A 26,559-nucleotide genomic window follows, 5' to 3' on the forward strand; every position below is an offset into this window, starting at 1 on the left:
ACCGGGGCTACCTGATACCGAACCGACAAGGGATGCCGGGCCGTAGCCCGGGCAAATAATTTATCCCGCCGCCCGGGAGTCTCTCCCCGGTGGCGCTACGCTTACCGGGGCTACCTGATACCGAACCGGCAAGGGATGCCGGGCCGTAGCCCGGGCAAATAATCTATCCCGCCGCCATCTGGCAAAAAATGGACGCCCGGGCTTACTCCACATCCAGCAGCCATTTTTGCGCCGGCGTCAGGCGACTGGCGGTTTCCGGCTTTAGCCAGCGCCGCTGGTCCTGCTGCGCGCTGTCCTGGCGGTCAATGTATAAACCGTGCAGCACCCGTCTTCTGCTGCCGGTGGTATTACAGGTTCCGCCGTGCCAGGTATGTGCGTTATAAATCATTACGCTCCCCGCCGGGGCGGCAAACACCACCTCATCCGGGTGCGGCAGTTCAGGGTCGCTCAGGACCTCCTCGGGCAGCTCCGGGCGCAGATGCGTACCGGGAATAATTCGCGGGGCGCCATTCTCAGCACTCAAATCATCGATTGCCCAGATGGTATTCACCAGATGCACTTTGGGAAAATCGGGACGCGGTTTTTTCCAGTCGGCATGTAGCGGCTGGTGGCCGCCGTTAACCAGCGCCTCGCGCGCATTCAGGCTGGACACTTTAAAGTCGCCCTGAAAAATATAGCGGCAGGCCGACAGCACCAGCGGATGGGACCACACCTTCTCCCAAATCACCCCTTTATTCACCAGGTTGGCAATGCGCGTCGCGGTCGCCTCCTGATGGTGTTCCATGGCCAGGTTATCCCCCTCGCTCTCGACAAGCGTATCGATGAGCTCGCGCATCGCCGCCAGCCACGCCGGGTCGGCCAGATGATGCACCACGGTGTAGCCAAGCGTATCCAGCTCCTGTTTCATTTTGTCGGATAAGGCGATGTTGGCGCCGAGGGCATCCAGATAGACAGCAGATTGATGTTCCATATTTCCTTTCCTTAACCTTTCGATAACACGAAATAAACTCTAATCGTCGGCCAGGGGAAATACATGAGGCGATTGCTACGAAAAACTGGACATCCGTACGCGGGGAGGCAAAGTGTGATGATCGTCAAACTCTGAGACTCAGGCGGCCGCAGGCTGGCTCTGCGCGCTCAATCGGGCGAACTAAAAGAGATCTGCGGATATTAAATAGATTATATTCAACAGGATAATAGTTCGCTCTCGGGGTGAAGGGATGATTGAAGATCTGCCGGGTATTTTAAATCGTCTGGTCAATCAGAAGGACAGGCTGCTGGTCAGGTTCCCGGAACCGGATATTTCTGTCCCGGAACTGGCCTATCAGGTCGCGTTTCCGCGTCTGGAGATTGTGCTGGAGGGCGAGCTGCGGGAGAACGGTTTACCCTTGTCCGATATGGTGCTGTCAACATCGCAGGTGCTTTATGTCCAGGCGGGAAAGTGGACCTGCCCGCAGTGGACCGGTCAGGCATCGACCTTAAGTATTTTATTTGGCAGACAAAAGCTGGGGTTTTGCATCCAGCACTGGGACGGTAAACGGCTGCGAACGGAGAAACAAAGCGTCGCCCGCCTGGGGCCGCGCGTGGGCTCTTATCTGCTGCTGGCGCTGAACGAAATCTGTCTGCAGCCAGACCCGGTCACCGCCCGGCTTGTGGTGTCGGCGCTGCTGAGCCACTGCCTTGAACAGCTGGTCGGCCTGGAGATGCGGGTCAGCCGCAGCCGCGATCTGTTTATGGCGGTACAGGATTATCTGGAGGAGAATCTCAGCCAGCCGTTAACCCGCGAATCGGTGGCAAAACGTTTTCATATCACCCCAAACTACCTGTCGCACATTTTTCAGAAATCGGGTTCCGTCGGTTTTAACGAATACCTGACCCGCGTCCGACTGGAGCAGGCCAAAAAGCTGCTGCGGGGTTACGACTTAAAAGTCAAAGAGATTGCCCACAACTGCGGCTTTATCGACAGCAACTATTTTTGCCGGGTGTTTAAACGCTATACCGAACGTTCGCCTTCCGAATATCGCCGCCATTGTCGCAGCGCGCAGCAGGGGTAGCGGCCTCAGGATGCGGCCCACTCGACGCGTCCGCGGCCGTTATGTTTAGCCTGGTAGAGCGCTTCATCCACCTTCTTAATAAACGCATCCTGCGCTTCATCTTTTTCACGCATGCCGACGCCAATGCTGACCGACAGCGGATAATCATGATTAATCAGAATGGAGCGGACATTCTCCAGAATGGACTGCGCCAGGTTGCGCACCTCTTCGGCCGACATTCCGTCAACAATAATGGCAAACTCTTCGCCACCAATCCGGGCCGGCAGAATTTTATCGCTGGTTAATTTTGCCAGCTGTTTACCCAACGCGAATAGCACCTCATCGCCCACCAGATGGCCGTAGGTATCATTTATCTTCTTGAAAAAATCAATATCCAGAATCATCAGCGCCAGCTGATGGCCCTGTTTTTCCCGGATAGTATCAATGAAAAAGCGCCGGTTAGGCAGTTGAGTCAGCTCGTCTTTTAACGATTGAGAACGCGCGTCCACGTACAGCACGTTAATACGCTCGATAATTTTGTAGATGCCGATAGTCGTCAACAGCATGCCGGAAAGACGGAGCAGATCTTCGCAGTAATAGCCCATCCATTTCGGCTGGACAAATATCTCGTCCATTAAATCAAAGGTGCCGCCGGCTATCCAGAGTAACAGCCCGTAGCGCACCCAGTTTACCGCGACATAGCTCATTCTGACTTTTGCCGAAATCCATAACATAAACACCAGGAACAATAAGGCTAACAGATCAATATACAGCCCGGCGTTGGCGAAGATAACCTCCCAGGGACCTAATGGTTTCGATATCACGACACACAATGTGGAAACGGCGATAATCACCAGTAATGCGGGGAAAAGATTCATCCCGGAACGGGAGGACTGCGTCTGTATATTAATACTCTTATCTGAATTCAGCATCGGCATGTCTCTCGTCAGCAGCATATCTTTTCACAAGGTAGCATAACAGTCGGGGAATTTTCAGCGAATAAAAATGATGATTATCTGAGGGTTAAAGGCGTCATCGATGCTTGATAAGAAGAGCAGACTGACCCCGCGGAATTATTCCAACTGACTACCAATCCATGGCGACGAGGTCAGTGCCGCGGATGGTATAGAGTTCATCACCCGCACATTTAGCACTTTGTGCTACTTTCGCGTAAAAATAGCCCTTCACTGCGGTCAATCTGCCGCCGGTCAGCGGCCTCCAGCGCGGCGCCGGCGCAGAAGAAGCCGCGAGTGCGACCGCGCGGGACGACTTATGCGTTTTCGGCCAGCGCCCAGGTCGCGCGGCGAAACGCGGCAATAGCCAACGCCACATCCTGCCGGGTCACGGACTCCGCCGGGTGGTGGCTGACGCCGCCTTTGCAGCGCACAAACAGCATACCTACCGGCCAACGTTCGGCGATGGCGATCGCATCGTGCCCGGCGCCGCTCGGCAGGGACAGCGAGCGCCCCTGAACCTCGTTGACGGCTTGCGTCAACACCGCCTGTAGCCGCCGATCGCAGGCGGTCGCGGCGATGTGGTAGAACGCTTCGGCGGCAAAGTGCAGATGGCGACGAGCGGCTATCGCCTGCGCGGCATCCAGCAACGTGGCGAGCAGCGCGTCGAGCGGACCATCCTGCGGGCCGCGAATATCCAGCGTCAGCGCCACCTCGCCGGGAATGACGTTAACCGCACCCGGGGCGCAGCGCAGCGTCCCCACCGTAGCCACCAGGTTTCCCCCGTGCTGCCGGGTTGTCGTCTCAATGAGGACCATCCATTCGGCGGCGGCGGCCAGCGCATCCCGACGCTGACTCATCGGAACCGTTCCGGCATGGCCCGCTTCGCCGGTAAAACGGCAGTTCAGGCGGCGGGCACCGTTGATCGCCTCCACCACCCCGAGCGCCAGCCCCGCTTGCTCAAGGCACGGCCCCTGCTCAATGTGCAGCTCCAGATAACCAGCGATATCCGCCGTCGGACGCGCGGCCAGACTGACTCGCGCAGGATCAAGCCCGACCTGCACCATCGCCTGCGCCACGCTGATCCCCTGGGCATCGGTCTGCGTCAGCCAGCTCTCTGGCCAGGTTCCCGTCAGGCCGCGGCTGCCCAGCAACGTGATGCCAAAACGGGTCCCTTCTTCATCGCAGAAACCCACAATCTCTATCGCTTTCGCCAGGCGACGCCCCTGCTGATGCAGGTTTTCCACCACGTCAATCGCCGTGAGCACCCCCAGCATGCCGTCGTAGCGCCCGGCATTGCGTACCGTATCCAGATGCGACCCCAGCAGAATTGCCGGCGCCCCCTCCTGCTCGCCTTCATAGCGCCCGCAAATGTTCCCGACGCTATCCTGCCAGACGGTCATCCCCGCCTGCGTCATCCAGCGCGCCACCTGCTGATTGGCCTGCAAATGCTGCGGCGAGAGATACACCCGGGTCAGTCCTTCTGCCGTTTCGCTGATCGCGGCCAGCTCATCGGCGCGGGCCATCACCCGCTCCGCGGCCGCCATCATCTCCGCCTGCTGGCGTGTTGATTGATTCATCGCGCACTCTCGCTGCAATAGTGATCCCACGCCGCCTGCATCGCCGCGCCCTGGGTGGTAGAGAATTTCAGGTAATTCAGTACCGACTCCAGAGCGCTGAGCGTGGTCAGCACGCAATCTTTCCGCGCGTTATAGCCCATAGTGCCGATGCGCCACACTTTGCCATGCAGCGGGCCAAAGGAGGTGCCGATCTCAATGCCGAAATCTTCCAGCATCAGTTTCCGTACCTGGTCACCGTTGATGCCCTGCGGAATCATGACGCCGAGCACGTTGTTCATCTTATGTTGCAGGTCGCCAAAGGTCTCCAGCCCCATCGCCTGAATGCCTTTGAGCAGCGCATCGCCATGCAGCTTATGCCGGGCGATCCCCTGTTCCAGCCCCTCCTGCAGGATCAGGCGCGCGCATTCGCGGGCGCCAAACAGCGCCGATGTAGCTTCGGTGTGGTGATTCAGGCGCTCCGGCCCCCAGTAGTCCATCACCATGCCGAGGTCGAAGTAGTTGGAGTAAACCATCTCATCCACACCATCAAGGTGGGCGTCGGTACGAATGCCCTCCTCCACGCATTTGCGGCGGCGAATCACCTCCTCCATGCGCGCGCTGAGGGTAATCGGCGAGGTTCCGGACGGGCCGCCGAGGCATTTCTGCATGCCTGCCGACACCGCATCCAGCCCCCAGGCATCGGTCTCCAGGGCGTTGCCGGCCAGCGAGGCGGTCGCGTCGGTGTAAAACAGCACCTCGTGACGGCGACAGATATCGCCCAGCTCCGCCAGCGGCTGGAGCATGGTGGTCGAGGTGTCGCCCTGCACGGTCAGCAGCAGGCGCGGACGCACGCGTTTGATGGCGTCTTCAATCCGATCGGGAGTGAAGACTTCGCCCCACGGTACCTCGATGGTGTGAACCTCGGCACGACAGCGGCGGGCGATTTCGCACAGCAGATGGCCGAAGCGGCCAAATACCGGCACCAGCACCTTATCGCCAGGGCGAATAGCCGATACCAGAATCGCTTCGATTCCCGCGCGCGAGGTGCCGTCCACCAGCATCGTCCAACGGTTTTCGGTACGGAACACCCCGCGATACAGCGCCATGACCTCATTCATATAGTGGGTCATCGCCGGATCGTACTGACCAATCAGCTGACTCGACATGGCGCGCAGCACGCGCGGGTCGGCGTTAATCGGCCCCGGTCCCATCAGCAGGCGCGGCGGCGGGTTGAGTTGCGAAAATTGAGCGATATCCATTTTAGAGTCCTTTGATTAATTCAGGCCGCGAACGGAGGAGATAAACTGCTTCAGTTCATTGGTCTGCGGGTTGGCAAACAGCGTTTTACTGTCACCCTGTTCCCAGACCCGTCCCTGATGCATAAACACCACCCGATCGCCCACTTCACGGGCAAAATTCATTTCATGGGTGACGAGAATCAGCGTCATTCCCTCAGCAGCCAGCTGCTCAAGAACCTTGAGCACTTCACCCACCAGTTCAGGATCCAGCGCCGAGGTAATCTCGTCACACAGTAACACCTTTGGCGACATCGCCAGCGCGCGGGCAATCGCCACCCGCTGCTGCTGGCCGCCGGAGAGACTGGAAGGATAATAGTCCAGCCGATCGCCAAGACCGACCTTCTCCAGCATTCGCTGCGCCAGCTCACGACATTCGGCGGCGCTTTTTTGCAGCACCCGTCGCGGCGCCAGCATGACGTTTTCCAGCGCGGTCATGTGCGGAAACAGGTTAAAGTTCTGGAACACCATCCCGACGGAACGGCTGATCTCGCGGGCCTGCGAATCGCGGTCGGTGATGGTCATGCCGCCCAGTTTGATGCTGCCATCCTGATAACCTTCCAGCCCGTTGATGCAGCGCAGCAGCGTGCTTTTCCCCGAGCCGCTACGGCCAATAATGGAAATCACCTCGCCCATCTCGATGTCCAGATCGACACCTTTCAGCACGTGGTTGTCGCCGTAGTACTTCTGCATCTGATTAATGGTGATGAGAGGCATTGAATTTATTCTCCAGATAGCGGCTGTAGCGGGACAGCGGGTAGCACAGAATGAAGTAGCCCAGCGCCACCAGCGCAAAGACTTTAAACGGCTGATAGGTGACGTTGGTCAGCATCGTGCCGGCTTTGGTCAGCTCGACGAAGCCGATAATCGATGCCAGCGCGGTGCCTTTCACCACCTGCACCGCAAACCCCACGGTGGGCGCAATGGCGATACGCAGCGCCTGCGGCGCAATGACGCGAAACAGCGTCTGGGCGAAACTGAGGCCCAGACAGCGCGAAGCTTCCCACTGCCCTTTCGGCAACGCGCGGATGCTGCCAAACCAGATATCAAGTAAAAAGGCGCTGGTGTAGAAGGTCAGCGCCATCGACGCAGCGGTCCACGGCGAAACATCGATGCCGAACAGCGCCACGCCGAAAAAGGCCAGAAACAGCTGCATCAGCAGCGGCGTCCCCTGAAACAGTTCGATATAGCCGCGAATCAGACGTCTGACCTGGCGTCCGCCGGTCAGGCGCAGCAGTAGCAGCGGCAACGTCACCAGCGCGCCGCCGATAAAGGCCACCAGCGACAGCAGCACCGTCCAGCGGCCGGCCAGCAGCAGATTGCGAATAATGTCCCAGTCGGTAAAGGTGACCATCATGCCTGCACCCCCAGCCATTTTCGCCCTGCCGCCATCAGCAGCTGACGCAGCGTTATCGATAACACTAAGTAGATCCCCGTCGTCACCAGATAGACCTCGAAGCTCAGAAACGTCCGCGACTGGATCAGGTTGGCGGCAAAGGTCAGCTCTTCATAAGAGACCTGAGAAACCACCGACGATCCCAACATCACGATAATGCACTGACTGACCAGCGCCGGATAAATCCGCTGTAGCGCCGGCGGTAATACCACCCGGATAAAGGTCTGCGTGCGGCTCAGCCCCAGCACGCGCCCGGCCTCCCACTGCCCTTTTGGCGTCACCTGGATCCCGGCGCGGACAATCTCGGTACTGTAGGCGCCAAGGTTGACCACCATCGCCAGCAGCGCGGCTTCACCCGCCGTCATCTTGAGCCCGAGGTTAGGCAGCCCAAAGACGATAAAAAACAGCTGGACCACGAACGGCGTGTTGCGAATCAGCTCCACATAGCCGCCCCAAATCCGACTCAACCACGATGGCCGCCCGCTGCGAATGGCGGCCCCCAAAATGCCGATAGCCAGGCCGCCGATCGTGGCCATGACCGTCAGTTGAATAGTCACCCACAGCCCGGCCAGCAGCTCCGGCCAGTGCGGCCAGAGCGCAGAAAAATGAAGTTGTTCCGTCATTCACTGACCTTATGCGGAAAAGTCGGCGGGCAACGGCGCTTTCAGCCACTGCTGCGATAACGCGTTGAGGGTACCGTCTTTGATGCCTTGCTCAATCAGCGCATCCACTTTGGCTTTCAGCGCCGGTTCATTCTTTTTCAGACCAATCACGCACGGCGAATCTTTCAGCATAAAACTCGGTACCGGCGCTTTCGCCGGATTCTGGCGGGCGATCGCCGCTACCACCAGGTTCCCGGTCGCCACGTACTGTACCTGGCCGGAGAGATAAGCCGACAGCGTGGTGTTGTTGTCTTCGTAGCGTTTAATCTGCGCCTCTTTTGGCGCGATACCGGTCAGCACCATATCTTCCACCGCACCGCGGGTCACGCCGATAGTTTTCCCGCTCAGCGCCGCCGCCTCTTTGATCTCCGCCCCTTTCGGGCCAAACACGCCGAGGAAGAACGGCGCATAGGCGCGGCTGAAATCAATCACCTTCTCGCGCTCGGCATTCTTACCGAGGCTGGAGATCACCAGGTCAACTTTATCGGTTTGCAGATAAGGTACCCGGTTGGCGCTGGTGACCGGCACCAGCTGCAGCTTGAGCTTCATCTGACTGGCAAGGTAACGCGCCATATCGATGTCATAGCCCTGCGGCTGGAGATCGGTTCCCACCGAACCGAACGGCGGGAAATCCTGCGGTACCGCAATGCGAATCACGCCGCGCTTTTCAATATCCTGCAGCTGGTCGGCTTTTGCCGCTGTGATTTGCGTGAACAGACAAGCGGCCCCGGCCAGTGCGATCAGCAGTTTTTTCATGATGTTTACCCGTTACGTTAGTATGAAACAAAAGATTCTTTAAATAAACTTCTGCAACTAATGTGCCAGATGCAAAAAATGAGAGGGCCACGCCAGAAAGCGCAAAAAAAGAGAGGATAAACAGGATATAGCGGAAAGAAGTGGGAAAACGGAGCTCATTTCCCCACTATTTTATTGCACCACAAAAGAGCAAAGCACCAGCCTGAGGCCCCATTATCGTTGCTCAAGCTCGTCCAGCTGCTGATAGAGGGTGGCTATATCGTGGATGCGCGGACGGCCTTTATCGAGAATTTCATGTAAAAACGCATTCGCCAGCAGGTTGATCAAGCTGTTTACCGAGCTGTAGCTGTCATAGGCCGAGACGCTATCCAGGGGGGCGCACAGCTGCCAGCGGGACAGCGGAAACAGGCTGTATGCCTGCGGTTCGCAAATCAGCAGTACCGGAATACCGCGCAGCTGGAGCTGCTGCAACAGCGGGCGAATAATGCGCGGACGGCGGCGAAAAGCCATAACCACCACCAGATCGTCCGCCGTCAGATCCACCAGCTCTTCGCTTAAACTCTGCCCCGGCTGCGGCAGCACCTGTACCTGCCCGCGCGCCTGCAGCAGCTGCTGGCGCAGGTGCAGCGCCACCGGCCAGGAGTTGCGCATTCCGATGATCGCAATGCGCCGGGCATCGACCATCCCGCTAATCGCATCGGCAAACTGCTGCGCGTCGAGCGCATTGACCCACTGCGTCAGATTCGCCATTTCCTGTTTATAGTGCCGCGCCAGCAGCGTGTTCCCCTGCACCGCATCGCGATGATCGGTCAGCGGCATTCCGCTCTGGCGTAACGTGCGCAGCTCATCGCGCATATCCTTATATTTTTCGTAGCCCAGCCGCTTAAACAGACGGCTCACCGTGGCTTTTGACACCCCGCTCAGCTGCGCCAGCTCGGCGCTGTTATAGCTAATCAGGTCGTCGAAGTGATCGAAAATAAAATCCGCCACCCGCTGTTCCTGAGGCGACAATGAGGCATATTGCCCTTTCAAGCGTTCATCCAGTTGTTCCATACGGCCTCTGTAACTTTTGTTTCATCAAACTATACATGATGTGAGCCCTTTCATAATGCATGCCAGTTTAAGAAAAAGGTCCGTCCCCTGACGAATGAAACTTTACGCTCAAAGTGGAACAGCTTTTGCAGCGTTGGCATCACGTTTGGATCATGAGGACAACCCATGCAGAGTAATGTATCCGCCCACGGGATGGCGGTCGCCCCGCACCATCTGGCCAGCCAAAGCGCGGTTGCCGTGCTGCGCGAAGGCGGCAGCGCGATAGAAGCCATGGTCGCCGCGGCGGCCACCATTGCGGTGGTTTACCCACATATGAACGGCCTGGGCGGCGATGGCTTCTGGCTTATCGTCCCGCCGGAGGGCGAACCGATAGCCATTGACGCCAGCGGCGCGGCGGGGTCGCTGGCCACCCCGGAAGCCTACGCCGGGCTGGCGCAAATTCCGCACCGCGGGCCGCAAGCGGCGCTGACCGTCGCCGGGACCGTCAGCGGCTGGGATGAAGCGCTCAAGATCTCGCAGACGCTGACCGGAAAAGCGCTGCCGCTGGCGCGTCTGCTGGAGGATGCGATTCGCTATGCCGCTGACGGCACGCCGGTGACGGCGTCCCAGTCCAGCGCCAGCGCCGGAAAACTCGCCGAACTCCGCGACCTGCCGGGGTTCGCCGAGACCTTTCTGGTCAACGGCCAACCGCCGGTCGCCGGCAGTCGGTTTCGCCAGCCCGCGCTGGCATCAACGCTTAAGCAGCTGGTCGACGATGGCCTCGACAGTTTTTATCGCGGCCCGCTGGCCCGCCGTCTGGCTGCGGGGATGGCGGCCTGCGGCCTGCCCGTCACCCTTGCAGACCTCCAGCAGCATCGCGCCCGTCGCCCTGCGCCGCTGAAGCTTCAGCACCAGCACGGCGAATTGTGGAATCTGGCGCCGCCCACGCAGGGACTGGTCTCGCTGGCGATCCTCGGGATTACCGACCGGCTGGCGATGCACGATGCCGATGACGCGCAGACCGTGCACCGTATCGTCGAGGCCACCAAGCAGGCTTTTGGCCTGCGCGATGCCCACATTACCGACCCCCGTCATCTCGACGTGGATATTCAAAGCCTGCTCGACCCGCAGGCGCTCCAGCAGCTGGCCGAAAACATCGACGATCGGCAGGCCGCCCCCTGGGGAGCGGGAAAAGGCCCCGGCGACACCGTCTGGATGGGGGTGATAGACAGCAGCGGGCTGGCGGTATCCTTTATTCAAAGTCTTTATCATGAATTTGGCAGCGGTGTCGTCCTGCCGGATAGCGGGATCGTCTGGCAAAACCGCGGCGCCTCGTTCAGTCTCGACCCCGCGCATCTGCTGGCGCTGGCGCCAGGCAAACAGCCGTTTCATACCCTCAACCCCGCCGCCGCGCGCCTTAACGATGGCCGGGTCATGGTATATGGGTCAATGGGTGGGGATGGCCAACCGCAAACTCAGGCGGCCATTTTCACCCGCTACATTCTGCAGGGCATCCCGCTGCAGGAGAGTATTTCGCGCCCGCGCTGGCTGCTGGGCCGGACCTGGGGACAAACCTCAGATTCACTGAAACTGGAAGGTCGCTTCCCGCCGGATAGCATCGCCCGTCTACGGGCGCTGGGTCATGACGTGGAGGTGCTGGCCGATTATAGCGAAGCCATGGGCCACGCCGGCGCCATCGTCCGCCATCCCAACGGCCTGTTTGAAGGGGCCTCCGATCCACGCAGCAACGGCTCCGCCGCCGGTTATTAGGAGACCAACATGACGCATAGCGTAAACGACTGGCGCGCTTATCTGGCGCAAATGGAACACCTGCTGGCGCTGGAACTGGACGACACCCGCCGCGGCGAGCTTCAGCTACAGTTCGCCCGCATTGCCGCCATGGCTGAGCCGCTGATGGCCTTTCCCCTCGATGAACGCCTGGAGATTGCCGGAGTGTACAAAGCATGACGCTGACTGAGATGACGATTGCTGATATTCAGCGCGCGCTGGCCGAGGGTGAGCTGAGCGCCAGAGAAATTGCCCGCCGCACCCTGGACGACATGGCGCAGGTTAACCCGCAGATTAATGCCTGGACGCAGATCACCGAACGCCGGATGCTCGCCGAAGCCGACCAGATTGATGCGCTGCGTCGAACCCGTCAGCCGTTACCGGCGCTGGCGGGGGTCCCCTACGCGGTAAAAAATCTGTTCGACGTTGCCGGGGAAACCACCCTCGCCGGCGCACAGCTGTTCAGCGACCGCCCGCCTGCCGTCAATGACGGCTGGGCGGTACGGCAGATCTGCGCGGCTGGCGGCCTGCTTAGCGGAATGGTCAATATGGATGCCTACGCCTACGGGTTCACCACCGAAAACAGCCACTATGGCGCCACCCATAATCCGCACGATCTGCAGCGAATTGCCGGCGGCTCTTCCGGCGGTTCGGCAGCGGCAGTTGCCGCCGGGCTGGTTCACTTCTCTCTGGGAAGCGATACCAACGGCTCAATCCGCGTCCCGGCCTCCCTGTGCGGCATTTTTGGTCTGAAACCGACGTTTGGCCGCCTGTCGCGTGCGGGCAGCCATCCGTTCGTCGCCAGCCTCGATCACATTGGCCCGTTTGCCCGCTGCGTCGACGATCTGGCGGCGGTGTACGATGCCTTACAGGGGCACGACCCCGATGATGATGCCCAGGCGGACGAAGCCGTTGCCCCCACTCGCCAGCGGCTGGAACGCGGGGCGGAGGATCTGCGCTGCGGAGTGCTGGGCGGCTATTTCAGCGACTGGTGCGATAGCGACGCCCGTGCCGCCGTGGCACGCGTGGCGCAGGCCCTTGAGGCCCGCGAAGAGCATGTTTTCCCCGAGGCGGAGCTTGCCCGTTCGGCGGCGTTTATCATCAGCGCCTCCGAAGGGGGCAATCACTATCTGCCGGCGCTGCGGCGTGAACCGGCTCGCTTTGAACCGAACTCGCGGGAGCGTCTGCTGGCCGGGGCGATGATTCCTTCGGCCTGGTATCTTCAGGCGCAGCGTTTTCGGCGCCATGCCCGGGAGGCGATAAAATCGCTGTTTCACCACGTCGATGTACTCATCGCCCCGGCGACGCCGTGCAGCGCCACCCTTATCGGCCAACCGACGATGACGATCAACGGCGAGATGCTGCCCGTTCGCGCCAGTATGGGCATGCTCACTCAGCCCATCTCGTTCCTTGGCCTGCCGGTGGTGACGGTCCCGTTGCGCACCGCGTCCAACCGCCCCATTGGCGTGCAGCTGATTGCCGCGCCGTTTAATGAACTGGCCTGTCTGCGCGCCGCGCGCGCGCTGGAACACGCGGGCATCAGCGAGGCCCGCCCTGCGGAGAGAGCACGATGATCAATCAGGATAATATTAACCGGCCGCGCGTTCTGGCCGAGGTAACGGCCGCCTTTTACCGCTACGAAGAGGCGCTGGTCAGCAACGACATTGCGGTGCTGGATGAGCTCTTCTGGCACGATAAACGGACGGTGCGCCTGGGCGCCGGCGAGAACCTCTACGGTATCGATGAAATTCGCGCCTTTCGCGCCGCCCGTCCGGCGGCGGGATTACAGCGCGAATTACGCCACACCGAGATCGTCACCTTCGGCGAGGATTACGCGGTGTGCAGCACCGAGTTTACCCGCGCCGGCAGCGATCGCATCGGCCGCCAGCAGCAAACCTGGGTCCGCTTTCCTTTTGGCTGGCGGATTGTTGCCGCGCAGGTCAGCCTGATGAGCTAGCCCGGCGCTGAGCCGGGCTACCCGGGAATGACAGCTATTCCCGGTACGGATGGACTTCGCGCCAGTGCGTGGCGATCTGCTGGCGCGTACAGACCCACACCCGCTCGTGCTGCTGGACATAATCGAGGAAACGCTGCAGGGCGCGGAAGCGCCCCGGCCGGCCAAGCAGGCGACAGTGCATACCGATAGACATCATCTTCGGCGCATCTTCCCCTTCTTCATACAGCACATCAAAACTATCTTTCAGGTAGGTATAAAACTGCTCAGCGGTATTGAACCCCTGCGCGGTGGCAAAGCGCATGTCGTTGGCGTCGAGGGTATAGGGGACGATCAGATGCGGCTTGCGCGAACCGTCGCCGCACGGCACCTCGGTCCAGAAAGGTAAATCATCGCCATAGTAGTCGCTGTCATACTCGAAACCGCCGTGTTCCACCACCAGCCGCCGCGTATTGGGACTGTCCCGCCCGGTGTACCAGCCGGTTGGCGGCTTGCCGAACAGGTCGGTTAAGACGTGCACTGCCTTGTGCAGATGCTCGCGCTCCATGTCGCTATCCATATGCTGATAGTGGATCCAACGCCAGCCGTGGCTAACCACGTCGTAGTCGGCGGCTTTAATCGCCGCGACGATATCGGGGTGACGCGCGAGGGCCATCGCCACGCCGAACACCGTCAGCGGCAGCCCGCGCCGGCTGAACTCCTGATGAATGCGCCAGAACCCGGCGCGGCTGCCGTACTCATACAGCGAGTCCATCGACATGTGCCGGTCCGGGTAGCTGGCGGCGCCGATAATATCGGAGAGAAACTGCTCGGAACCGGCGTCGCCATGCAGAACATGGTTTTCCGCCCCCTCTTCATAATTGAGGACAAACTGCACGGCAATGCGCGCCTGGTTCGGCCACTGCGCGTGCGGCGGTTGACCGGCGTATCCTCGCAGGTCGCGAGGGTAATTCTGTGCTGCTGACGTCATCTCCCACCCCTTAAATTGAAAATGTATTGAATGCCTGAAATTTACCGCTCAGGGTTTTGGCTTCCGGGAACGCCAGGTCCCCGCGTTTGCTGGTCGACAGCCCCAGCGCCACCAGCGACTCCACCATTTTTACCGCTGCGCTGACGCCATCAATGACCGGCGCCTGCAGTTCGCGGGTCAGCTCCTGGGCCAGGGTCGCCATTCCGCCGCAGCCCAGCACGATGGCGCCACAGCCATCCTCTTTTAATGCCTGGATACAGCGCGCGCGCACCTTCTCCTGCGCCACGCCGCTGCCGTCTTCCAGCGCCAGCACCGGCAGATCGATGGCGTGTAGCCCGGAACAGTGGTCGTAAAATCCATACTGGTGCAGCAGATGGCGGGCGATGATCAGCGTACGCGGCAGCGTGGTCACAATGGAAAAGCGCGTGGCTACCAGCGTGGCCATATGCATCGCCGCTTCGGCAATGCCGATCACCGGCCCCTGCGCCAGTTCGCGGGCCGCCAGCAATCCCGGATCGCCGAAACAGGCGATGACGTGGCCCGAAACGCCCTGCTGGCGGCCGGCCTGAATCTGCTCCAGCACGCCGACGGCGGCGATGGCTTCATCAAAATGGCCTTCAATGGACGGCACCCCTTCCCGTGAAGAGACCGCCATAATCTCGGTCCCCGGCGCCGCCGCCATGCGGGCGGCGGTCGCGATGGTGTCGGTCATCCCGGCGTTGGTGTTGGGATTAATCACTTGTATACAAATAGCGGCCATCAGGACTCCTTGTCGCCGGCAAAGAGCCGGGCAAAATCAGGCAGGCATTCACCAGCCCGCTCAAAGCAGAGGCTGGCAACAATATGTTCAAAATGGTGCGTTAACGCCGCGCTGAGGGGCGGCAGCGCTTTTTGCCGCAGCAGCTGGACAAGCTGCTGGTGATCGTCGCAGCGACAGCCCTGACGCCACGGCGCCCCCCATGCCGCAATCACTAATGAAGAGCGCTGACTCAGGCGGGTCACCATTTCGGTGAGGACCTGATTGCCGGAAATGGCCTGCAGCTGAATATGAAATTCGGCGGAAAAGCGAATCGCCGCCGGGCCATCACCGGTTTCATGCGCCTGCTGCTCCTGGCGAATAATCGCCTCCAGCGCCGCCAGGTGCGGTGGCTGGCAGCGGGCGATGACATCGGGCAGGTTCGCCACCTCCAGCAGCGCGCGGGTGCGGAAGATCTCCCGCGCCTCTTCCACCGTCGGGCTGGCGACCTGTGCACCACGTTTGGGCGCTAATGTCACCATTTGCACAGCATTGAGTCGTTGCAGCACCTTGCGGATCCCGGTCCGACTCACGCCGAACACTTCGGCCAGCGCCTCCTCCGGCAACCTGCTGCCCGGCAGGAGCTGATGTTCGACGATGGCGGTCATCAGGGCCTGATAGATGGATTCATCCTTGTCATGCGGCGCTGCCGCGGCCTGCTGACGGTTTTCATTACGCATTCACCCACTCCGGATTTTACTTTTCGATAGCCAATCGTATACATAAAATAAATTTCTTGTATACAAGATTAACGATTCTGGCCTGAATCCTGCAACAGCCTCAACCAGTAACGTAAAAGGGTTTTCATTCAGAGGAGCAGGTTTCATGCCAAACAGACAACATACCCATCAGGTTAAGGCCGCTGACTCCACCGTCGGCTACAGCCCACGGCTGTGTAATGAGGATCTGGCGCCGACGCGCGACCAGAACTGGAGCTGGTACAACATCTTTTCTTTCTGGATGTCCGACGTCCATAGCATGGGAGGCTACGTGGTCGCGGCGAGCTTCTTCACGCTCGGGCTGGCCAGCTGGCAGGTCCTTCTCTGCCTGCTGGTGGGAATTTGTATCGTCCAGCTGTGCGCCAACCTGGTGGCGAAGCCGAGCCAGATGGCGGGGGTACCCTATGCGGTCATCTGTCGTCAGGCATTTGGCGTCTTTGGCGCCAATATCCCGGCGGTGATCCGCGGTCTTATCGCCTTCGCCTGGTACGGCATTCAGACCTATCTGGCGGCCAACGCGCTGATGCTGGTGCTGCTCAAGTTCTGGCCTTCGCTGGCGACATTAACCGCAGCCTCCTTTCTTGGCCTGTCGCACCTCGGATGGCTCTGTTTCGCCACCATGTGGCTGCTGCAGGCGATGGTTTTCTGGCACGGGATGAGCGCCATTAAGCGCTTTATTGATATTGCCGGGCCGGCGGTCTACGTGGTGATGCTGGCGCTGGCGGGCTGGATTGTATACAAAACCGGCTTTGACGGTATTTCCTTTACTCTGGCCAGCAAATCGCTGACCGCCGGCGAGCAGACCTGGCAGATGATCACCGCCACTGCGCTGGTGGTCTCCTACTTCTCCGGCCCGCTGCTGAACTTCGGCGACTTCTCGCGCTACGGCAAAAGCATGGGGGAAATCCGCCGCGGTAATCGCTGGGGTTTGCCGTTTAACTTCCTGCTGTTTTCGATCGTTACCGTGGTGATTGTCTCCGGCACCCAGTCGCTGTTCGGCCGGATGATCACCGACCCGATTGAAACCGTCAGCCGCGTGGGGAACGACCTGGCGGTCGCCATTGGTCTGCTGACGATGATTACGGCCACCATCGGTATCAATATTGTCGCCAACTTTGTCTCACCGGCGTTTGACTTCTCCAACTGCTCACCGCAGAAAATCAGCTTCCGTACCGGCGGCATGATCGCCGCGGTCGGCTCCATTGTGCTCACGCCGTGGAACCTGTTTAACTCACCGGAGCTGATTCACTATACGCTGGATGTTCTGGGCGCCTTTATCGGCCCGCTGTTTGGTATTCTGATTGTCGACTTCTACCTGATTAAGCGTGGCCAGGTGTCCGTCGACGACTTGTTTGATGCCACGCCGCAGGGTCAGTACTGGTATCGCAACGGCTTTAACCCGAAAGCCATTGCGGCGTTGATCCCATCGGTGGCGATCGGTCTGGTGATTAGCTTTATTCCGGCCCTGCATGAAGTGGCGAACTTTAGCTGGTTTATCGGCGTCTTCCTGAGCGGCGCGGCCTATCGCTGGATCGCCCGCGACGATCGCGCCCCCGCCGCATCGCGCTTGACCTCCCGCCCGCTTGCCCAGAAAGAGTAGCCCGCTCCCTTTTGCCGCGGCGCTGCGCCGCGGTATCTCCCGTCCGGCAAACTGGCATTAATTTTGCTCAATACCCCTGCCCCTGTCTGGAACAAAGAAGGTTGTCCTGATGATTGAATACCACACCGCCGTTCGCGGCGCTTTTTTCGATATCGCCCGCATCGCCGACAGCGCCGACGATATCGCTCGCCATGCGCGCTACCTTGATGATGGCGTGCTGTTTATCCAGCAGGGAAAAATTCAGGCGCTGCTGCCGTGGCAGGAGGGCGAACGGTACCTGCATCCGCAAACAGGCTATCTCGATCTGCGCGGGCAGCTGTTGCTCCCCGGTTTTGTCGATGCGCACGTGCATTATCCGCAAACTGAGATGATTGGCGCCTTCGGCGAGCAGCTGCTGGAGTGGCTGACCACCTACACCTTTCCGGTGGAGAGTCAGTTTTGTGATGAAGAGTATGCCGCAGAGATCGCGCAGTTCTTTATCAACCAGCTGCTGAGCCACGGCACCACCACCGCGCTGGTGTTTTGTACCCTGCATCCCGAATCGGTCGATGCGCTGTTTACCGAAGCCCTGCGGCTGAATATGCGCCTGCTCGCCGGTAAAGTGATGATGGACCGCCACACTCCGGACTATCTGAGTGAAACGGCGGAGCAGAGCTACCGGCAGACCCGGGAGCTCATTCAGCGCTGGCACCATCAGGGCCGCCTCGGCTACGCCATCACGCCGCGTTTTGCCCCTACGTCGACGCCAGAGCTGCTGACGGCGGTTCAACGCCTGCGGGAAGAGTTCCCGGATACCTGGCTGCATACCCATTTGAGCGAAAACCTCAATGAGATTGCGTGGGTGAAAAGCCTGTGGCCGGAGCATGAGCACTATCTTGATGTGTATCACCACTACCGCTTAACCGGCGAACGCAGCGTATTTGCCCACGGAATTCATCTCGCCGATGCGGAGTGGCGATGCCTGCACGAAACCGGCTCGGCGCTCGCCTTCTGCCCGACCTCAAACCTGTTTCTCGGCAGCGGTCTGTTCCGCTTGCCCACCAGCTGGCAGCAGAAGGTGCGTATTGGCATCGGCAGCGACGTCGGCGCGGGGACGACCTTCAGTATGCTACGCACTCTGGGTGAAGCCTATAAAGTGGCACAGCTGCAAAGCTATCGTCTGCGTGCCAGCGAAGCGTTTTACCATGCTACGCTGGGAGGAGCCCGCGCGCTGTGTCTCGATGAGAGGATTGGCAACTTCCAGCCGGGAAAAGAGGCCGACTTTGTCGCCATCACGCCAGGGGTGACGCCGCTGCAGCGGCTGCGCCTCTCCCGCTGTCAGGATATTTACGAACAGCTGTTTGTCCTGATGACGCTGGGCGACGAACGCAATATTCACCAGACCTGGGTCAACGGCGAGTGCGTCTGGCAGAGAGAGGCGGAATAAATAAGCCCGGCCAGCCGCCGGGCGTCGGTGCGCTCAGCTTCCGCGATAGGTTGACCAGCCCCCCGGGGCAATCAAGAACGGCAGATGGAAATGCTCATCCGCCTCCTCGGCAATCGCAAAATCAATCTGCGCGCACAGATACAGCGTCTCGAGGCCGCCGCGTGTGAACCAGTCGCCCGTCTCCGCCACCAGCCGGTAGCGACCGGCGGTTAGCTTGCCCGGCGCCAGCGACGCGATACGCCCCTTTTCATCCGTGATGCCGCTGGCGATAGATTGCCCTCCCCGCAGCAGATTGACCGCCACTCCCTGTGCAGGCTTACCGGTGGAAATATCCAGAATATGGGTACTTAACGTATTCATTCGCCAATGACTCCCGTTAGTCGTAATAAGGTAATTTCACGGAGCTGTGCCAGCGCGGACGCAACCTCTTGCGCCGCGTTGTGGGTCAGTCGTTGCCCCAGCGCCTGCAGTATCTCCTCCCCGCTGCGGCCCGTGGCGCGAATCAGGAATACCCGGCCAAAGCGCGCTTCGTAGCGGGCGTTCCCCTCCGTTAACGCCTGGATGAGCGACGCGTCACGATCGTTGACCGCCGCCTGTTCCTGCCGCGACAGCGCGGCATGCCCGTGCCGGGCGGCGGGTTTTTCGCCAATGCGCGGATGCGCGCTCAGCGCCAGATCCAGTTCCGGTTCGCCCCACGCCAGCGACGTCTGCCGCGCCACGGCATGCAGCGTCGCAAGGTCCGGATATGGCCGGGCCTGCACCAGCGCCGTCACCCAGCTATCAATCGCCACGCACGGTTCCAGCAGACGCGCGGCCTCGTCGGGAGGAAGTTGGTTAAAGTGAGTCAGCGGGATCATTGTCGCTCCTTGCCGCCGCCCCGCGTTGTCCGCGTGATATCGCCCGGCGCAGGGTCGTCGCCAGCCGTTGACCGCGCCGACATGATCCAGCGCCATTGCCCATTGTCCCGGCCGTAAACTGACCGCGGTTCTTGTTTTGCAACATTATCATTCCCCTGTTTCACATCAACGTTGTCTGCACAGTGCACAAAGCAGGCCAGAGTGGCACCGCGGATCTCTCATCAGTTGCAGAGTTCAATAACCGATTGTTTATTAATGATAATTATCCTATGACACCGTTGCTTGTCCGCTCATCAGGGGGGCGCCATTCATGAAACTTTCGATTCCGTCATCACCATTAAGAAATTTTTAGTTCATAAAATGGCAGTTGCCACCCTCCAACGCACCAGATGAGTGCGAAACCTTGCCGTGCTGTCGCCGCAAGGCCGATTTTGGTGCTTTGCGCAAGCTGGTACGCAAATTGCTCACCTCCTGATGACGCAATATAAGGAGAACAGCATGAAAGCATTAGTGATTGGTGCCGGCATCGGCGGTCTGAGCGCGGCGGTGGCCTTGAAGAATGCGGGAATCACCTGCGAGGTGTTTGAGGCGGTGAAAGAGATAAAACCGGTCGGCGCGGCGATCTCCATCTGGCCAAACGGCGTGAAGTGCATGAAAAACCTCGGCATGGGCGAGATCATCGAAACCTACGGCGGCCCGATGCACTTTTTAGCCTATAAAGAGTATCAGGGCGGAGAAACCTTGACCCGGTTTAGCCTTGCCCCGCTGGTTGAACGCACCGGCGGCCGCCCCTGCCCCGTGTCACGTAGCGAACTGCAAAGGGAGATGCTCGACTTTTGGGGACGCGAGGCGGTGCAGTTTGGTAAACGGGTGACCCGTGCGGAAGAAAACGCCGACGGCGTGACCGTCTGGTTTAGCGACGGGACCACGGCCCACGGTGATTTTCTGATCGCCGCCGACGGCAGCCACTCGGCGCTGCGCCCCTATGTACTTGGTCATAAGCCCGAGCGCCGCTATGCGGGTTACGTCAACTGGAATGGACTGGTGGATATCGATGAGAGCATTGCGCCGGCGGATCAGTGGACCACCTTCGTTGGTGAAGGCAAGCGCGTCTCGCTGATGCCGGTGGCGCATGGCCGTTTCTATTTCTTCTTTGATGTTCCGCTGCCCGCCGGTCTGGCCGAAGATCGGCACACTTTGCGCGACGATCTCAGCCGCTACTTCAGCGGCTGGGCGCCAGCGGTACAAAAACTGATTGCCGCTCTGGATCCACAGACGACCAACCGCGTTGAAATCCATGACATTGAGCCCTTCGATACCCTGGTGCGCGGCAAGGTCGCGCTGCTCGGCGACGCCGGACACAGCACGACCCCGGACATCGGACAGGGCGGCTGCGCGGCAATGGAGGATGCGGTGGTGCTGGGCAATATTTTCCTGGAAAATCGCGAGATTGTTTCCGCGCTGCGGCAGTACGAAGCGCTGCGCTGCGCGCGCGTGCGCGACCTGATACTCAAGGCGCGCAAGCGCTGCGACATCACGCACGGGAAAGATATGGCTCTGACCCAGGCGTGGTATCAGGAGCTCAAGGAGGAGACCGGGGAGCGAATTATCAATGGCCTGTGTGAAACCATCCAGGGCGGCCCGCTGGGCTAACCTCCGCCAACGGTTTGCATCTCCTCCATCACCGCCGTCAATTTTTGAATCGCCATTTGCGCCGGGCGAGATAGCTGGCGCGATGGCGCCGTACACAGCGCCAGCGTAAGCGGCCGCAGCAGCTTATTGCGCAGCGGAACAAACGCCAGCTGGCCGCTTTTCACGTCATCCAGAACATCCAGCAGGCTCAGAACGGTCACGCCGCTGCCCTTCAGCACCAGCGATTTAATCAGCCGGATATCGTTGCAGCTGATGCTATTGGCCGGGCTAAAATCATAATGGCGATAGAGCATGCCGACACGGTCGTGCACAATCAGCGGAGCGCCAGGGACGATATGGCGCTGCTGGCTGAGCTCCCCCAGCGAGAGCGTAGCCGCATCCGCCAGGGGATTATCCGGACGCATGACCACCCCCATTTCCAGTTCAACAAACGCCAGTACGCTCAGCCCCGCCTGGCCTTCCGGATCAAGAATCAGGCCGAAATCAAGATCGGCCTGACGGACTTTTTCACTGACCGTATGGCTGTCGGCCACCTGCAAAACCAGCTCCAGCCAGTCCCAGGTGCCGATGATATCGGCCAGCGCCGCGGCAAAGCTCCCCTCCGCCAGCGCCTGCACCATCCCCACGCTGACCGTTCCACGCTTCAGCCCCTGCAGCTCATCAAACTTTTGCCGGGTCAGGCGAAACTCTTTTTGCCAGCGCAGCAGATTGTCATACAGCAGCTCGCCGGCGGCCGTCATCCGCAGACCTTCCGGTAGACGTTCGAACAGCGGCGTACCAAATGCCTCTTCGGCCTGCAGGATCTGGCGATTGATCGCCGAAGCCGAAATATGCAGCTTTTCAGCGGCGCGACGCAGGCTGCCGCTGCGGGCGACTTCAGCAAAATAGAGCGCAAAACGCGAAAACGGACTCATGCCTACCCTGTCCTCTTTTTTGCAACGGGTGAGTGAAATAATGCTGATGGATGTCAACACCCTAATATGACAACAATAAACTCACAACAATTAAACAAATGTATTCTGTGAGCAGGAAGGAAAATCATGAACAGAGCCGCGCCAACGCCCCCCGCCCATTGCACTTTCGATCCTGAAGACTGGCTACGCCTGGCCCGCTGCTGGCATCCGGTCGCCCGCGCCGAAGATATTGGCGCCGCGCCGGTGAAAGCAGTGTTGCTGGATGAACAGCTGGTTATCTATCGCGTTAAGGGGCAGGTCGTGGTTGCGCGCGACGTCTGCCCGCACCGCGGCGTGCCGCTGACGCTGGGCTTCCATGATGGAGAAGGGATCGTTTGTCCCTATCACGGCCTGCGCTTCGGGGAGGATGGCCTCTGCAACCGCATTCCCTCAAGCCCCGATCGTCCGGTGCCGGCGAAGCTTAATCTTACCTGCTACGCGGTCGAAGAGCGCTACGGGCTGATCTGGACCTGCCTGGCTTTCGACGCGGAAAACCCAATGCCGTTGCCCACCCTTCCCCACTGGGACGATGAGGGCTTCCAGCAGATTAACTGCCCCGGATTTGAGGTCAATGGCTTTGCCGGCCGCCAGGTCGAGGGATTTCTCGATGTTGCCCACTTCGCCTGGATCCATACCGACACCTTTGCGGATCCCGATAATCAGCTGGTTCCCGACTATATCCCGCAGGAGACCCCCTTTGGCTTCACCGCCGACTACTGGAGTTCGGTCGGCAATTACCCGGCCAGCTCTGAATTTCGGGCCCCGGACGGCTTCCAGTGGCTGCGCCATTTTGAGTTGCACCTGCCCTTCACGGCGACCCTGACCATCCATTTCCCCGGCGAGGCCCGACTGGTGATCATGAATGCCGCCTCACCGGTCTCATCGCGGATGACCCGAATGTTTGCCCCCATTGCGCGCAATTTTGATCTGCATGTGCCGGTCGAAGAGGTACATGCCTTCAACCTGCGCGTGTTCGAGGAAGACCGTCTGATGGTGGAGACCCAGCGTCCGGAACGACTGCCGCTGGACTTAACGCTTGAGGCGCATATTCCCGCCGATCGCAGTTCAATCGCCTATCGTCGTAGCCTGAAGAAAATGGGCTTTGGTGAGTTTTTCCTGGTGTAAAGGGAGAAGAGTGATGAGTGACGTACTGAAGGTGGTTGTTGATGGCCTGTGGCGCGAGGGGGACAAAAGCCTCGCTATCAAATTGTTAGCCCAGGATAGCAGACCGCTTCCCGGCTGGCTGCCGGGGGCGCATATTGATGTTCACCTGCCCTGCGGGATAATTCGCCAGTATTCGCTTACCGGTCCCCACGCCGAAGCGGGTGCCGACGCTTATCTGATCTGCGTTAGCCGGGAGGAGGCCTCCCGCGGCGGGTCACGTTATATTCATGAGACGCTGCGCCCGGGCCAGACGCTGCTTATCTCTCCGCCGCGCAATCTGTTTGCGCTGCAGCCTGCGCGACAGGTAACGCTGCTGGCCGCCGGCATTGGCATCACGCCGCTGTATACCATGGCGCTGTATCTCGACGCGGTGGGCACGCCGTTTGAGCTGCATTATTACGTTAAACGTCGGGAAAATGCGGCTTTTGTCGGCGAAATGGCAAAAATCATCAGCCACGGCACCTGCGTGGTCCATTGTTCAGATGAAGGGCAAAGTCCACGCGCATCGTTGGCTGATACGCTGGGCGATGCGCGCGCCGACCACCATCTGTATCTCTGCGGCCCGTCGGGTTTTATGGCTACCGCCCGGCGGATTGCGGCGGAAAAAAACTGGCCCGAGGCGCAGGTTCACAGCGAAGCCTTCCAGCCGCTGAAGGTCGCCGCGGCGACCAATGGTCAGGATACGTTTACCGTCACCCTGGCGTCGTCGGGCGAGACGTGGCCGGTCCCGGGCGATAAAACCATTGCCCAGGTGCTGCAGGAACATGGCGTTGCCGTGGCGCTCTCCTGCGAAATGGGGATGTGTGGCGCCTGCCTGACCCCGCTGATGGCCGGCGAGGCCGATCATCGTGATACGGTACAGTCAGAGGCCGAGAAAGCCGCCGCCGCGCAGCAGATAGCCCTGTGCTGCTCCCGCAGCCGCTCGGCCAACTTGCTGATTGATTTGTAATTTTTATCTTTCCGGGGTCTGATGATAGCGCACACCAGCCTCTCAGACGCCGGACCTGCCCTCTCCCGCGCATCACAATAAAATTTATTATAATCAGCAAGATATAAAATCATGCCATTCATTCATAATTAAGATAAAAATTATTCATTTTCTTTCTGAATCAATCATCGCCATATTTGTATGACAAATAACCCCACAGCGAACGGGCCGTGCCGATATCATGGTAACAACACTGCAAGAGAAACAGATTCAGGCGCAAAGTCTGCAGGAGCGGGGATTATTGCGGCGCGCCTTAGCGATCTGGAACGAAATAGCGCGACACGACGACAGCGAGCTGGCGCCGATAGCCCGCCAAAAGCAGCAGGAGATCGCCGCCCTGCTGGCGCAGCAAAAAGTAGAGAAAGAGGCAGCGAAATACCACTGCCGCTCCCATGTCGACGCCGATCGGCAATGGATTATGACCCATCTGCGTAACGGCATGAAGCCGAGGGAGATTGAAGGGTTAACCCGGCGTTCCAGCGCGTTTATCTACAGTTGCAAAAAGCTGCTGGCCGGAGAATAACCCCGCGAGGCGACGATAGCTGGCCAGCTTTCTGGGTATTGCAGCGTCTACCGCCGTGTCCAGACAGGTGTTCAGGTTCCCCCGAAACACCAATCATAATATGGAGTTGTATCCGAAACTTTGCCAGCCAGTTCCTGGCTGGCTTTTTTTTCGCCGCCGGAATACAGCGATGGCGGCTTACTTTCCGGGGTGTTTTTCATTCAGCAGCCGGGCGTATCTGGCCCTGTTTTCTTCGTACAGCGCGTTAAACGCCTCCCGATTTTGGGGATCCATTTCCGCCAGCATCGCCTCATGTTTTTCCTGGCGCTTGATACGCTCCTGCACCGATTTCAAGGCCGCTTCCATCGCAATCAGCTCGCCGGAGAGCGCGCTCTCCAGCATTGAGCGATACAAATACTCGCGTGCCAGCGTCCCGAGCGCATTATTGGCCTGGTTGATGGCGTCGTGGGTTTTACTAAGAGATTCAGCAACGGCGGCCAGGATTTTATTCTCATTCATTTTTTCGTCTCCCCGACCGACAGCAATGCCAGCGTCTCCGTCAGACTACGGTGAAACATTTCGCGCTGGGTAATGGTCATCGCATCCACCTCTTTTTTCACAGCCTGGAGGCGCGCGTAATAGTCGTCCATCACCTCTTCCCGAATCGCCTGCTTACGCGCCTGCGGAATATCGTCAAAGGTATCTGCCGCAGAAGCGGTCGGCACAGGGATATCGCCATTGAGTCGTTGCCTTGCCATTATCGCTCCTGATTAGTTAGAAAAGAGACATATTGCGGAGATCGCCATCGCTGGTGTTGTAAATGGTGAAGCGTTCGATCAGTGCGATGAACGCATCTCGCGGGGGAATAGCCGCTGTTAACAATTGCCGCTGGCGTAGCGCGCACCACAGCGCCACGGAGTAGGCCTGGCAGTTGACCGATTTCGCCGGATTAAATTCGATATCGGTAAAGGCCGAATAGTTCAGCACCTGCTCTTTACAAGGCGAGTGGTACAGCGCGTTGAGATACAGCCAGTCATAGAACGCGCTTTTCGGCTCCAGCGGCCAGATAACCGGTTCACGCGCCTCGTTGGGCTGAAAGGAAAAGTGGGTTAAGCGCCCCGAAGTTTTGAGCACCTCCGCGCGCCGGGCCTCTTTTGGCGCCTTTCGCATCAGCTCGCGAAAGGGCCCGCGTACCGTTCCGCTATCGGTAAACACTTTCGAAGACTGGAACAGCGATTCCACGCTGATAAATTGTCCGCCGAGGCTACCGACGCCCATGTTAAAGGCGCTGAGCTGAACGCCCAGTGCATCCGGAGATTTACTGGATACTTCAAGAATCTTTGCTCCCGGCGACATCCGGGCGTAACCGTCATGCAGCGCGGCAATAGACTTTTGTTTCTGGCTGACCGCCAGACCCGGTGACCAGCTGAAATCCACGTTAACGATGTCAACCAGCGCCTCCCCTTCTCGGGTCGGGATAAAGACGGGACGAACGGCCATAAA

29 protein-coding genes are annotated in these 26,559 nt (G+C 59.5%); 11 read left to right on the top strand and 18 right to left on the bottom strand.

The window, feature by feature from the left end; all coding sequences use genetic code 11:
* Window positions 1–202: 202 nt before the first annotated feature.
* Window positions 203–970, bottom strand: a complete 768-nt coding sequence (locus tag DSD31_RS16255) for a phytanoyl-CoA dioxygenase family protein (protein ID WP_015584682.1) — start codon at window positions 968–970, stop codon at window positions 203–205.
* Window positions 971–1,220: 250 nt separating this feature from the next.
* On the opposite strand from DSD31_RS16255, the gene DSD31_RS16260 reads away from it, so the two are divergent.
* Window positions 1,221–2,054, top strand: a complete 834-nt coding sequence (locus DSD31_RS16260) for an AraC family transcriptional regulator (protein ID WP_104896692.1) — start codon at window positions 1,221–1,223, stop codon at window positions 2,052–2,054.
* Between the two features lie 5 nt (window positions 2,055–2,059).
* On the opposite strand, the gene DSD31_RS16265 is transcribed toward DSD31_RS16260, so the two are convergent.
* The 8 genes from DSD31_RS16265 to hpxU all read right to left on the bottom strand — a co-directional run bounded on the left by DSD31_RS16265 (window position 2,060) and on the right by hpxU (window position 9,707).
* The gene (locus tag DSD31_RS16265; RefSeq protein WP_004860347.1) at window positions 2,060–2,965 is read right to left on the bottom strand and encodes a GGDEF domain-containing protein; all 906 of its coding nucleotides are present in this window, start codon (window positions 2,963–2,965) and stop codon (window positions 2,060–2,062) included.
* A 338-nt stretch (window positions 2,966–3,303) separates the two neighbouring features.
* Window positions 3,304–4,566 carry an allantoate amidohydrolase gene (gene hpxK, locus DSD31_RS16270; protein WP_064359823.1) on the bottom strand — a complete coding sequence of 421 codons (1,263 nt, stop codon included), beginning with the start codon at window positions 4,564–4,566 and terminating at the stop codon, window positions 3,304–3,306.
* Window positions 4,563–5,804: a pyridoxal-phosphate-dependent aminotransferase family protein gene (locus tag DSD31_RS16275; RefSeq protein ID WP_015584685.1), complete on the bottom strand. Its 1,242-nt coding sequence runs from the start codon at window positions 5,802–5,804 to the stop codon at window positions 4,563–4,565. The genes hpxK and DSD31_RS16275 overlap by 4 nt, the downstream gene beginning before the upstream one ends.
* Window positions 5,805–5,819: 15 nt before the next feature.
* Window positions 5,820–6,557 carry an amino acid ABC transporter ATP-binding protein gene (locus DSD31_RS16280; protein WP_113991187.1) on the bottom strand — a complete coding sequence of 246 codons (738 nt, stop codon included), beginning with the start codon at window positions 6,555–6,557 and terminating at the stop codon, window positions 5,820–5,822.
* Window positions 6,538–7,194, bottom strand: a complete 657-nt coding sequence (locus DSD31_RS16285) for an amino acid ABC transporter permease (protein ID WP_015584686.1) — start codon at window positions 7,192–7,194, stop codon at window positions 6,538–6,540. Before DSD31_RS16285 ends, DSD31_RS16280 begins: the two co-directional genes overlap by 20 nt.
* Window positions 7,194–7,859, bottom strand: a complete 666-nt coding sequence (locus DSD31_RS16290) for an amino acid ABC transporter permease (RefSeq protein ID WP_004860336.1) — start codon at window positions 7,857–7,859, stop codon at window positions 7,194–7,196. The genes DSD31_RS16285 and DSD31_RS16290 overlap by 1 nt, the downstream gene beginning before the upstream one ends.
* Window positions 7,860–7,868: 9 nt before the next feature.
* Window positions 7,869–8,654, bottom strand: a complete 786-nt coding sequence (locus tag DSD31_RS16295) for a transporter substrate-binding domain-containing protein (RefSeq protein WP_004860334.1) — start codon at window positions 8,652–8,654, stop codon at window positions 7,869–7,871.
* 213 nt (window positions 8,655–8,867) lie between these two features.
* Window positions 8,868–9,707, bottom strand: a complete 840-nt coding sequence (hpxU, locus tag DSD31_RS16300; RefSeq protein WP_004860331.1) for a MurR/RpiR family transcriptional regulator HpxU — start codon at window positions 9,705–9,707, stop codon at window positions 8,868–8,870.
* Between the two features lie 165 nt (window positions 9,708–9,872).
* Here hpxU and hpxW point away from each other — a divergent pair, with 165 nt between their 5' ends.
* The 4 genes from hpxW to hpxZ are packed head-to-tail and all read left to right on the top strand — an operon-like array spanning window position 9,873 to window position 13,431.
* A complete protein-coding gene (gene hpxW / locus DSD31_RS16305) occupies window positions 9,873–11,456 on the top strand; it encodes an oxamate amidohydrolase (RefSeq protein ID WP_004860329.1) in 1,584 nt (527 codons plus the stop codon).
* Between the two features lie 9 nt (window positions 11,457–11,465).
* A complete protein-coding gene (gene hpxX / locus DSD31_RS16310) occupies window positions 11,466–11,654 on the top strand; it encodes an oxalurate catabolism protein HpxX (RefSeq protein WP_004860327.1) in 189 nt (62 codons plus the stop codon).
* Window positions 11,651–13,048: an AtzE family amidohydrolase gene (locus DSD31_RS16315; protein WP_032717658.1), complete on the top strand. Its 1,398-nt coding sequence runs from the start codon at window positions 11,651–11,653 to the stop codon at window positions 13,046–13,048. Before hpxX ends, DSD31_RS16315 begins: the two co-directional genes overlap by 4 nt.
* Window positions 13,045–13,431 (top strand): oxalurate catabolism protein HpxZ, encoded by a 387-nt coding sequence (hpxZ, locus tag DSD31_RS16320; RefSeq protein ID WP_004860324.1) that lies wholly within the window; start codon window positions 13,045–13,047, stop codon window positions 13,429–13,431. The genes DSD31_RS16315 and hpxZ overlap by 4 nt, the downstream gene beginning before the upstream one ends.
* Window positions 13,432–13,465: 34 nt before the next feature.
* Here the strand turns inward: hpxZ and puuE are convergent, their stop codons facing one another.
* From puuE to DSD31_RS16335, 3 genes are read right to left on the bottom strand one after another with little or no spacing between them, the layout of a single operon-like run.
* Window positions 13,466–14,398 carry an allantoinase PuuE gene (puuE, locus tag DSD31_RS16325; RefSeq protein ID WP_004860320.1) on the bottom strand — a complete coding sequence of 311 codons (933 nt, stop codon included), beginning with the start codon at window positions 14,396–14,398 and terminating at the stop codon, window positions 13,466–13,468.
* A gap of 10 nt (window positions 14,399–14,408) precedes the next feature.
* Window positions 14,409–15,158, bottom strand: a complete 750-nt coding sequence (gene hpxA, locus DSD31_RS16330) for an allantoin racemase (protein ID WP_004860317.1) — start codon at window positions 15,156–15,158, stop codon at window positions 14,409–14,411.
* Window positions 15,158–15,874, bottom strand: a complete 717-nt coding sequence (locus DSD31_RS16335; RefSeq protein WP_015584690.1) for a GntR family transcriptional regulator — start codon at window positions 15,872–15,874, stop codon at window positions 15,158–15,160. Before DSD31_RS16335 ends, hpxA begins: the two co-directional genes overlap by 1 nt.
* A gap of 145 nt (window positions 15,875–16,019) precedes the next feature.
* On the opposite strand from DSD31_RS16335, the gene DSD31_RS16340 reads away from it, so the two are divergent.
* Together DSD31_RS16340 and guaD are read left to right on the top strand one after the other, a co-directional pair.
* Window positions 16,020–17,513 carry an NCS1 family nucleobase:cation symporter-1 gene (locus DSD31_RS16340; protein ID WP_015584691.1) on the top strand — a complete coding sequence of 498 codons (1,494 nt, stop codon included), beginning with the start codon at window positions 16,020–16,022 and terminating at the stop codon, window positions 17,511–17,513.
* Window positions 17,514–17,622: 109 nt separating this feature from the next.
* Window positions 17,623–18,939 (top strand): guanine deaminase, encoded by a 1,317-nt coding sequence (guaD, locus tag DSD31_RS16345; protein WP_004860311.1) that lies wholly within the window; start codon window positions 17,623–17,625, stop codon window positions 18,937–18,939.
* Window positions 18,940–18,972: 33 nt separating this feature from the next.
* Here guaD and uraH read toward each other — a convergent pair whose 3' ends face one another.
* Both uraH and uraD read right to left on the bottom strand, forming a co-directional pair.
* Entirely contained in the window at window positions 18,973–19,299 is a 327-nt protein-coding gene (gene uraH / locus DSD31_RS16350; protein WP_004860309.1) for a hydroxyisourate hydrolase, read from the bottom strand.
* Complete coding sequence (gene uraD / locus DSD31_RS16355) at window positions 19,296–19,796, bottom strand: 2-oxo-4-hydroxy-4-carboxy-5-ureidoimidazoline decarboxylase (RefSeq protein WP_004860307.1); 501 nt, start codon at window positions 19,794–19,796, stop codon at window positions 19,296–19,298. The genes uraH and uraD overlap by 4 nt, the downstream gene beginning before the upstream one ends.
* Before the next feature lie 498 nt (window positions 19,797–20,294).
* Here uraD and hpxO point away from each other — a divergent pair, with 498 nt between their 5' ends.
* Window positions 20,295–21,449, top strand: coding sequence for an FAD-dependent urate hydroxylase HpxO (gene hpxO, locus DSD31_RS16360; RefSeq protein ID WP_004860305.1), 1,155 nt, complete (start codon window positions 20,295–20,297; stop codon window positions 21,447–21,449).
* On the opposite strand, the gene hpxR is transcribed toward hpxO, so the two are convergent.
* Window positions 21,446–22,363, bottom strand: coding sequence for a LysR family hpxDE operon transcriptional regulator HpxR (hpxR, locus tag DSD31_RS16365; protein WP_004860304.1), 918 nt, complete (start codon window positions 22,361–22,363; stop codon window positions 21,446–21,448). The genes hpxO and hpxR overlap by 4 nt on opposite strands.
* 126 nt (window positions 22,364–22,489) lie before the next feature.
* Here hpxR and hpxD point away from each other — a divergent pair, with 126 nt between their 5' ends.
* The 3 genes from hpxD (at window position 22,490) to DSD31_RS16380 (ending at window position 25,077) form a co-directional block, all read left to right on the top strand.
* Complete coding sequence (gene hpxD / locus DSD31_RS16370) at window positions 22,490–23,527, top strand: molybdenum cofactor-independent xanthine hydroxylase subunit HpxD (protein WP_032717653.1); 1,038 nt, start codon at window positions 22,490–22,492, stop codon at window positions 23,525–23,527.
* A 13-nt stretch (window positions 23,528–23,540) separates the two neighbouring features.
* Complete coding sequence (locus DSD31_RS16375; RefSeq protein ID WP_113991188.1) at window positions 23,541–24,515, top strand: PDR/VanB family oxidoreductase; 975 nt, start codon at window positions 23,541–23,543, stop codon at window positions 24,513–24,515.
* Window positions 24,516–24,735: 220 nt separating this feature from the next.
* Window positions 24,736–25,077: a hypothetical protein gene (locus DSD31_RS16380; RefSeq protein WP_044023548.1), complete on the top strand. Its 342-nt coding sequence runs from the start codon at window positions 24,736–24,738 to the stop codon at window positions 25,075–25,077.
* 177 nt (window positions 25,078–25,254) lie between these two features.
* On the opposite strand, the gene DSD31_RS16385 is transcribed toward DSD31_RS16380, so the two are convergent.
* The 3 genes from DSD31_RS16385 to DSD31_RS16395 are packed head-to-tail and all read right to left on the bottom strand — an operon-like array spanning window position 25,255 to window position 26,556.
* Window positions 25,255–25,575: a hypothetical protein gene (locus DSD31_RS16385; protein WP_015584696.1), complete on the bottom strand. Its 321-nt coding sequence runs from the start codon at window positions 25,573–25,575 to the stop codon at window positions 25,255–25,257.
* Entirely contained in the window at window positions 25,572–25,814 is a 243-nt protein-coding gene (locus DSD31_RS16390; RefSeq protein WP_015584697.1) for a hypothetical protein, read from the bottom strand. Before DSD31_RS16390 ends, DSD31_RS16385 begins: the two co-directional genes overlap by 4 nt.
* 16 nt (window positions 25,815–25,830) lie before the next feature.
* Window positions 25,831–26,556: a DarT1-associated NADAR antitoxin family protein gene (locus tag DSD31_RS16395; protein ID WP_004860292.1), complete on the bottom strand. Its 726-nt coding sequence runs from the start codon at window positions 26,554–26,556 to the stop codon at window positions 25,831–25,833.
* Between the last annotated feature and the right edge of the window lie 3 nt (window positions 26,557–26,559).

It is taken from the genome of Klebsiella sp. X13 (assembly GCF_003323835.1).
Taxonomy (GTDB): domain Bacteria; phylum Pseudomonadota; class Gammaproteobacteria; order Enterobacterales; family Enterobacteriaceae; genus Klebsiella; species Klebsiella ornithinolytica.

Coding starts and splice junctions, on each gene's coding strand:
- DSD31_RS16385 (WP_015584696.1), bottom strand. CDS start 25,575: ATGAATGAGAATAAAATCCTGGCCGCCGTTGCTGAATCTCTTAGTAAA.
- DSD31_RS16395 (WP_004860292.1), bottom strand. CDS start 26,556: ATGGCCGTTCGTCCCGTCTTTATCCCGACCCGAGAAGGGGAGGCGCTG.
- DSD31_RS16290 (WP_004860336.1), bottom strand. CDS start 7,859: ATGACGGAACAACTTCATTTTTCTGCGCTCTGGCCGCACTGGCCGGAG.
- uraH (WP_004860309.1), bottom strand. CDS start 19,299: ATGAATACGTTAAGTACCCATATTCTGGATATTTCCACCGGTAAGCCT.
- DSD31_RS16265 (WP_004860347.1), bottom strand. CDS start 2,965: ATGCTGAATTCAGATAAGAGTATTAATATACAGACGCAGTCCTCCCGT.
- uraD (WP_004860307.1), bottom strand. CDS start 19,796: ATGATCCCGCTGACTCACTTTAACCAACTTCCTCCCGACGAGGCCGCG.
- hpxA (WP_004860317.1), bottom strand. CDS start 15,158: ATGGCCGCTATTTGTATACAAGTGATTAATCCCAACACCAACGCCGGG.
- DSD31_RS16335 (WP_015584690.1), bottom strand. CDS start 15,874: ATGCGTAATGAAAACCGTCAGCAGGCCGCGGCAGCGCCGCATGACAAG.
- hpxK (WP_064359823.1), bottom strand. CDS start 4,566: ATGAATCAATCAACACGCCAGCAGGCGGAGATGATGGCGGCCGCGGAG.
- hpxO (WP_004860305.1), top strand. CDS start 20,295: ATGAAAGCATTAGTGATTGGTGCCGGCATCGGCGGTCTGAGCGCGGCG.
- hpxZ (WP_004860324.1), top strand. CDS start 13,045: ATGATCAATCAGGATAATATTAACCGGCCGCGCGTTCTGGCCGAGGTA.
- DSD31_RS16280 (WP_113991187.1), bottom strand. CDS start 6,557: ATGCCTCTCATCACCATTAATCAGATGCAGAAGTACTACGGCGACAAC.
- DSD31_RS16260 (WP_104896692.1), top strand. CDS start 1,221: ATGATTGAAGATCTGCCGGGTATTTTAAATCGTCTGGTCAATCAGAAG.
- DSD31_RS16390 (WP_015584697.1), bottom strand. CDS start 25,814: ATGGCAAGGCAACGACTCAATGGCGATATCCCTGTGCCGACCGCTTCT.
- guaD (WP_004860311.1), top strand. CDS start 17,623: ATGATTGAATACCACACCGCCGTTCGCGGCGCTTTTTTCGATATCGCC.
- hpxD (WP_032717653.1), top strand. CDS start 22,490: ATGAACAGAGCCGCGCCAACGCCCCCCGCCCATTGCACTTTCGATCCT.
- hpxX (WP_004860327.1), top strand. CDS start 11,466: ATGACGCATAGCGTAAACGACTGGCGCGCTTATCTGGCGCAAATGGAA.
- DSD31_RS16375 (WP_113991188.1), top strand. CDS start 23,541: ATGAGTGACGTACTGAAGGTGGTTGTTGATGGCCTGTGGCGCGAGGGG.
- DSD31_RS16275 (WP_015584685.1), bottom strand. CDS start 5,804: ATGGATATCGCTCAATTTTCGCAACTCAACCCGCCGCCGCGCCTGCTG.
- hpxU (WP_004860331.1), bottom strand. CDS start 9,707: ATGGAACAACTGGATGAACGCTTGAAAGGGCAATATGCCTCATTGTCG.
- DSD31_RS16315 (WP_032717658.1), top strand. CDS start 11,651: ATGACGCTGACTGAGATGACGATTGCTGATATTCAGCGCGCGCTGGCC.
- DSD31_RS16380 (WP_044023548.1), top strand. CDS start 24,736: ATGGTAACAACACTGCAAGAGAAACAGATTCAGGCGCAAAGTCTGCAG.
- DSD31_RS16295 (WP_004860334.1), bottom strand. CDS start 8,654: ATGAAAAAACTGCTGATCGCACTGGCCGGGGCCGCTTGTCTGTTCACG.
- DSD31_RS16255 (WP_015584682.1), bottom strand. CDS start 970: ATGGAACATCAATCTGCTGTCTATCTGGATGCCCTCGGCGCCAACATC.
- hpxR (WP_004860304.1), bottom strand. CDS start 22,363: ATGAGTCCGTTTTCGCGTTTTGCGCTCTATTTTGCTGAAGTCGCCCGC.
- DSD31_RS16285 (WP_015584686.1), bottom strand. CDS start 7,194: ATGGTCACCTTTACCGACTGGGACATTATTCGCAATCTGCTGCTGGCC.
- puuE (WP_004860320.1), bottom strand. CDS start 14,398: ATGACGTCAGCAGCACAGAATTACCCTCGCGACCTGCGAGGATACGCC.
- hpxW (WP_004860329.1), top strand. CDS start 9,873: ATGCAGAGTAATGTATCCGCCCACGGGATGGCGGTCGCCCCGCACCAT.
- DSD31_RS16340 (WP_015584691.1), top strand. CDS start 16,020: ATGCCAAACAGACAACATACCCATCAGGTTAAGGCCGCTGACTCCACC.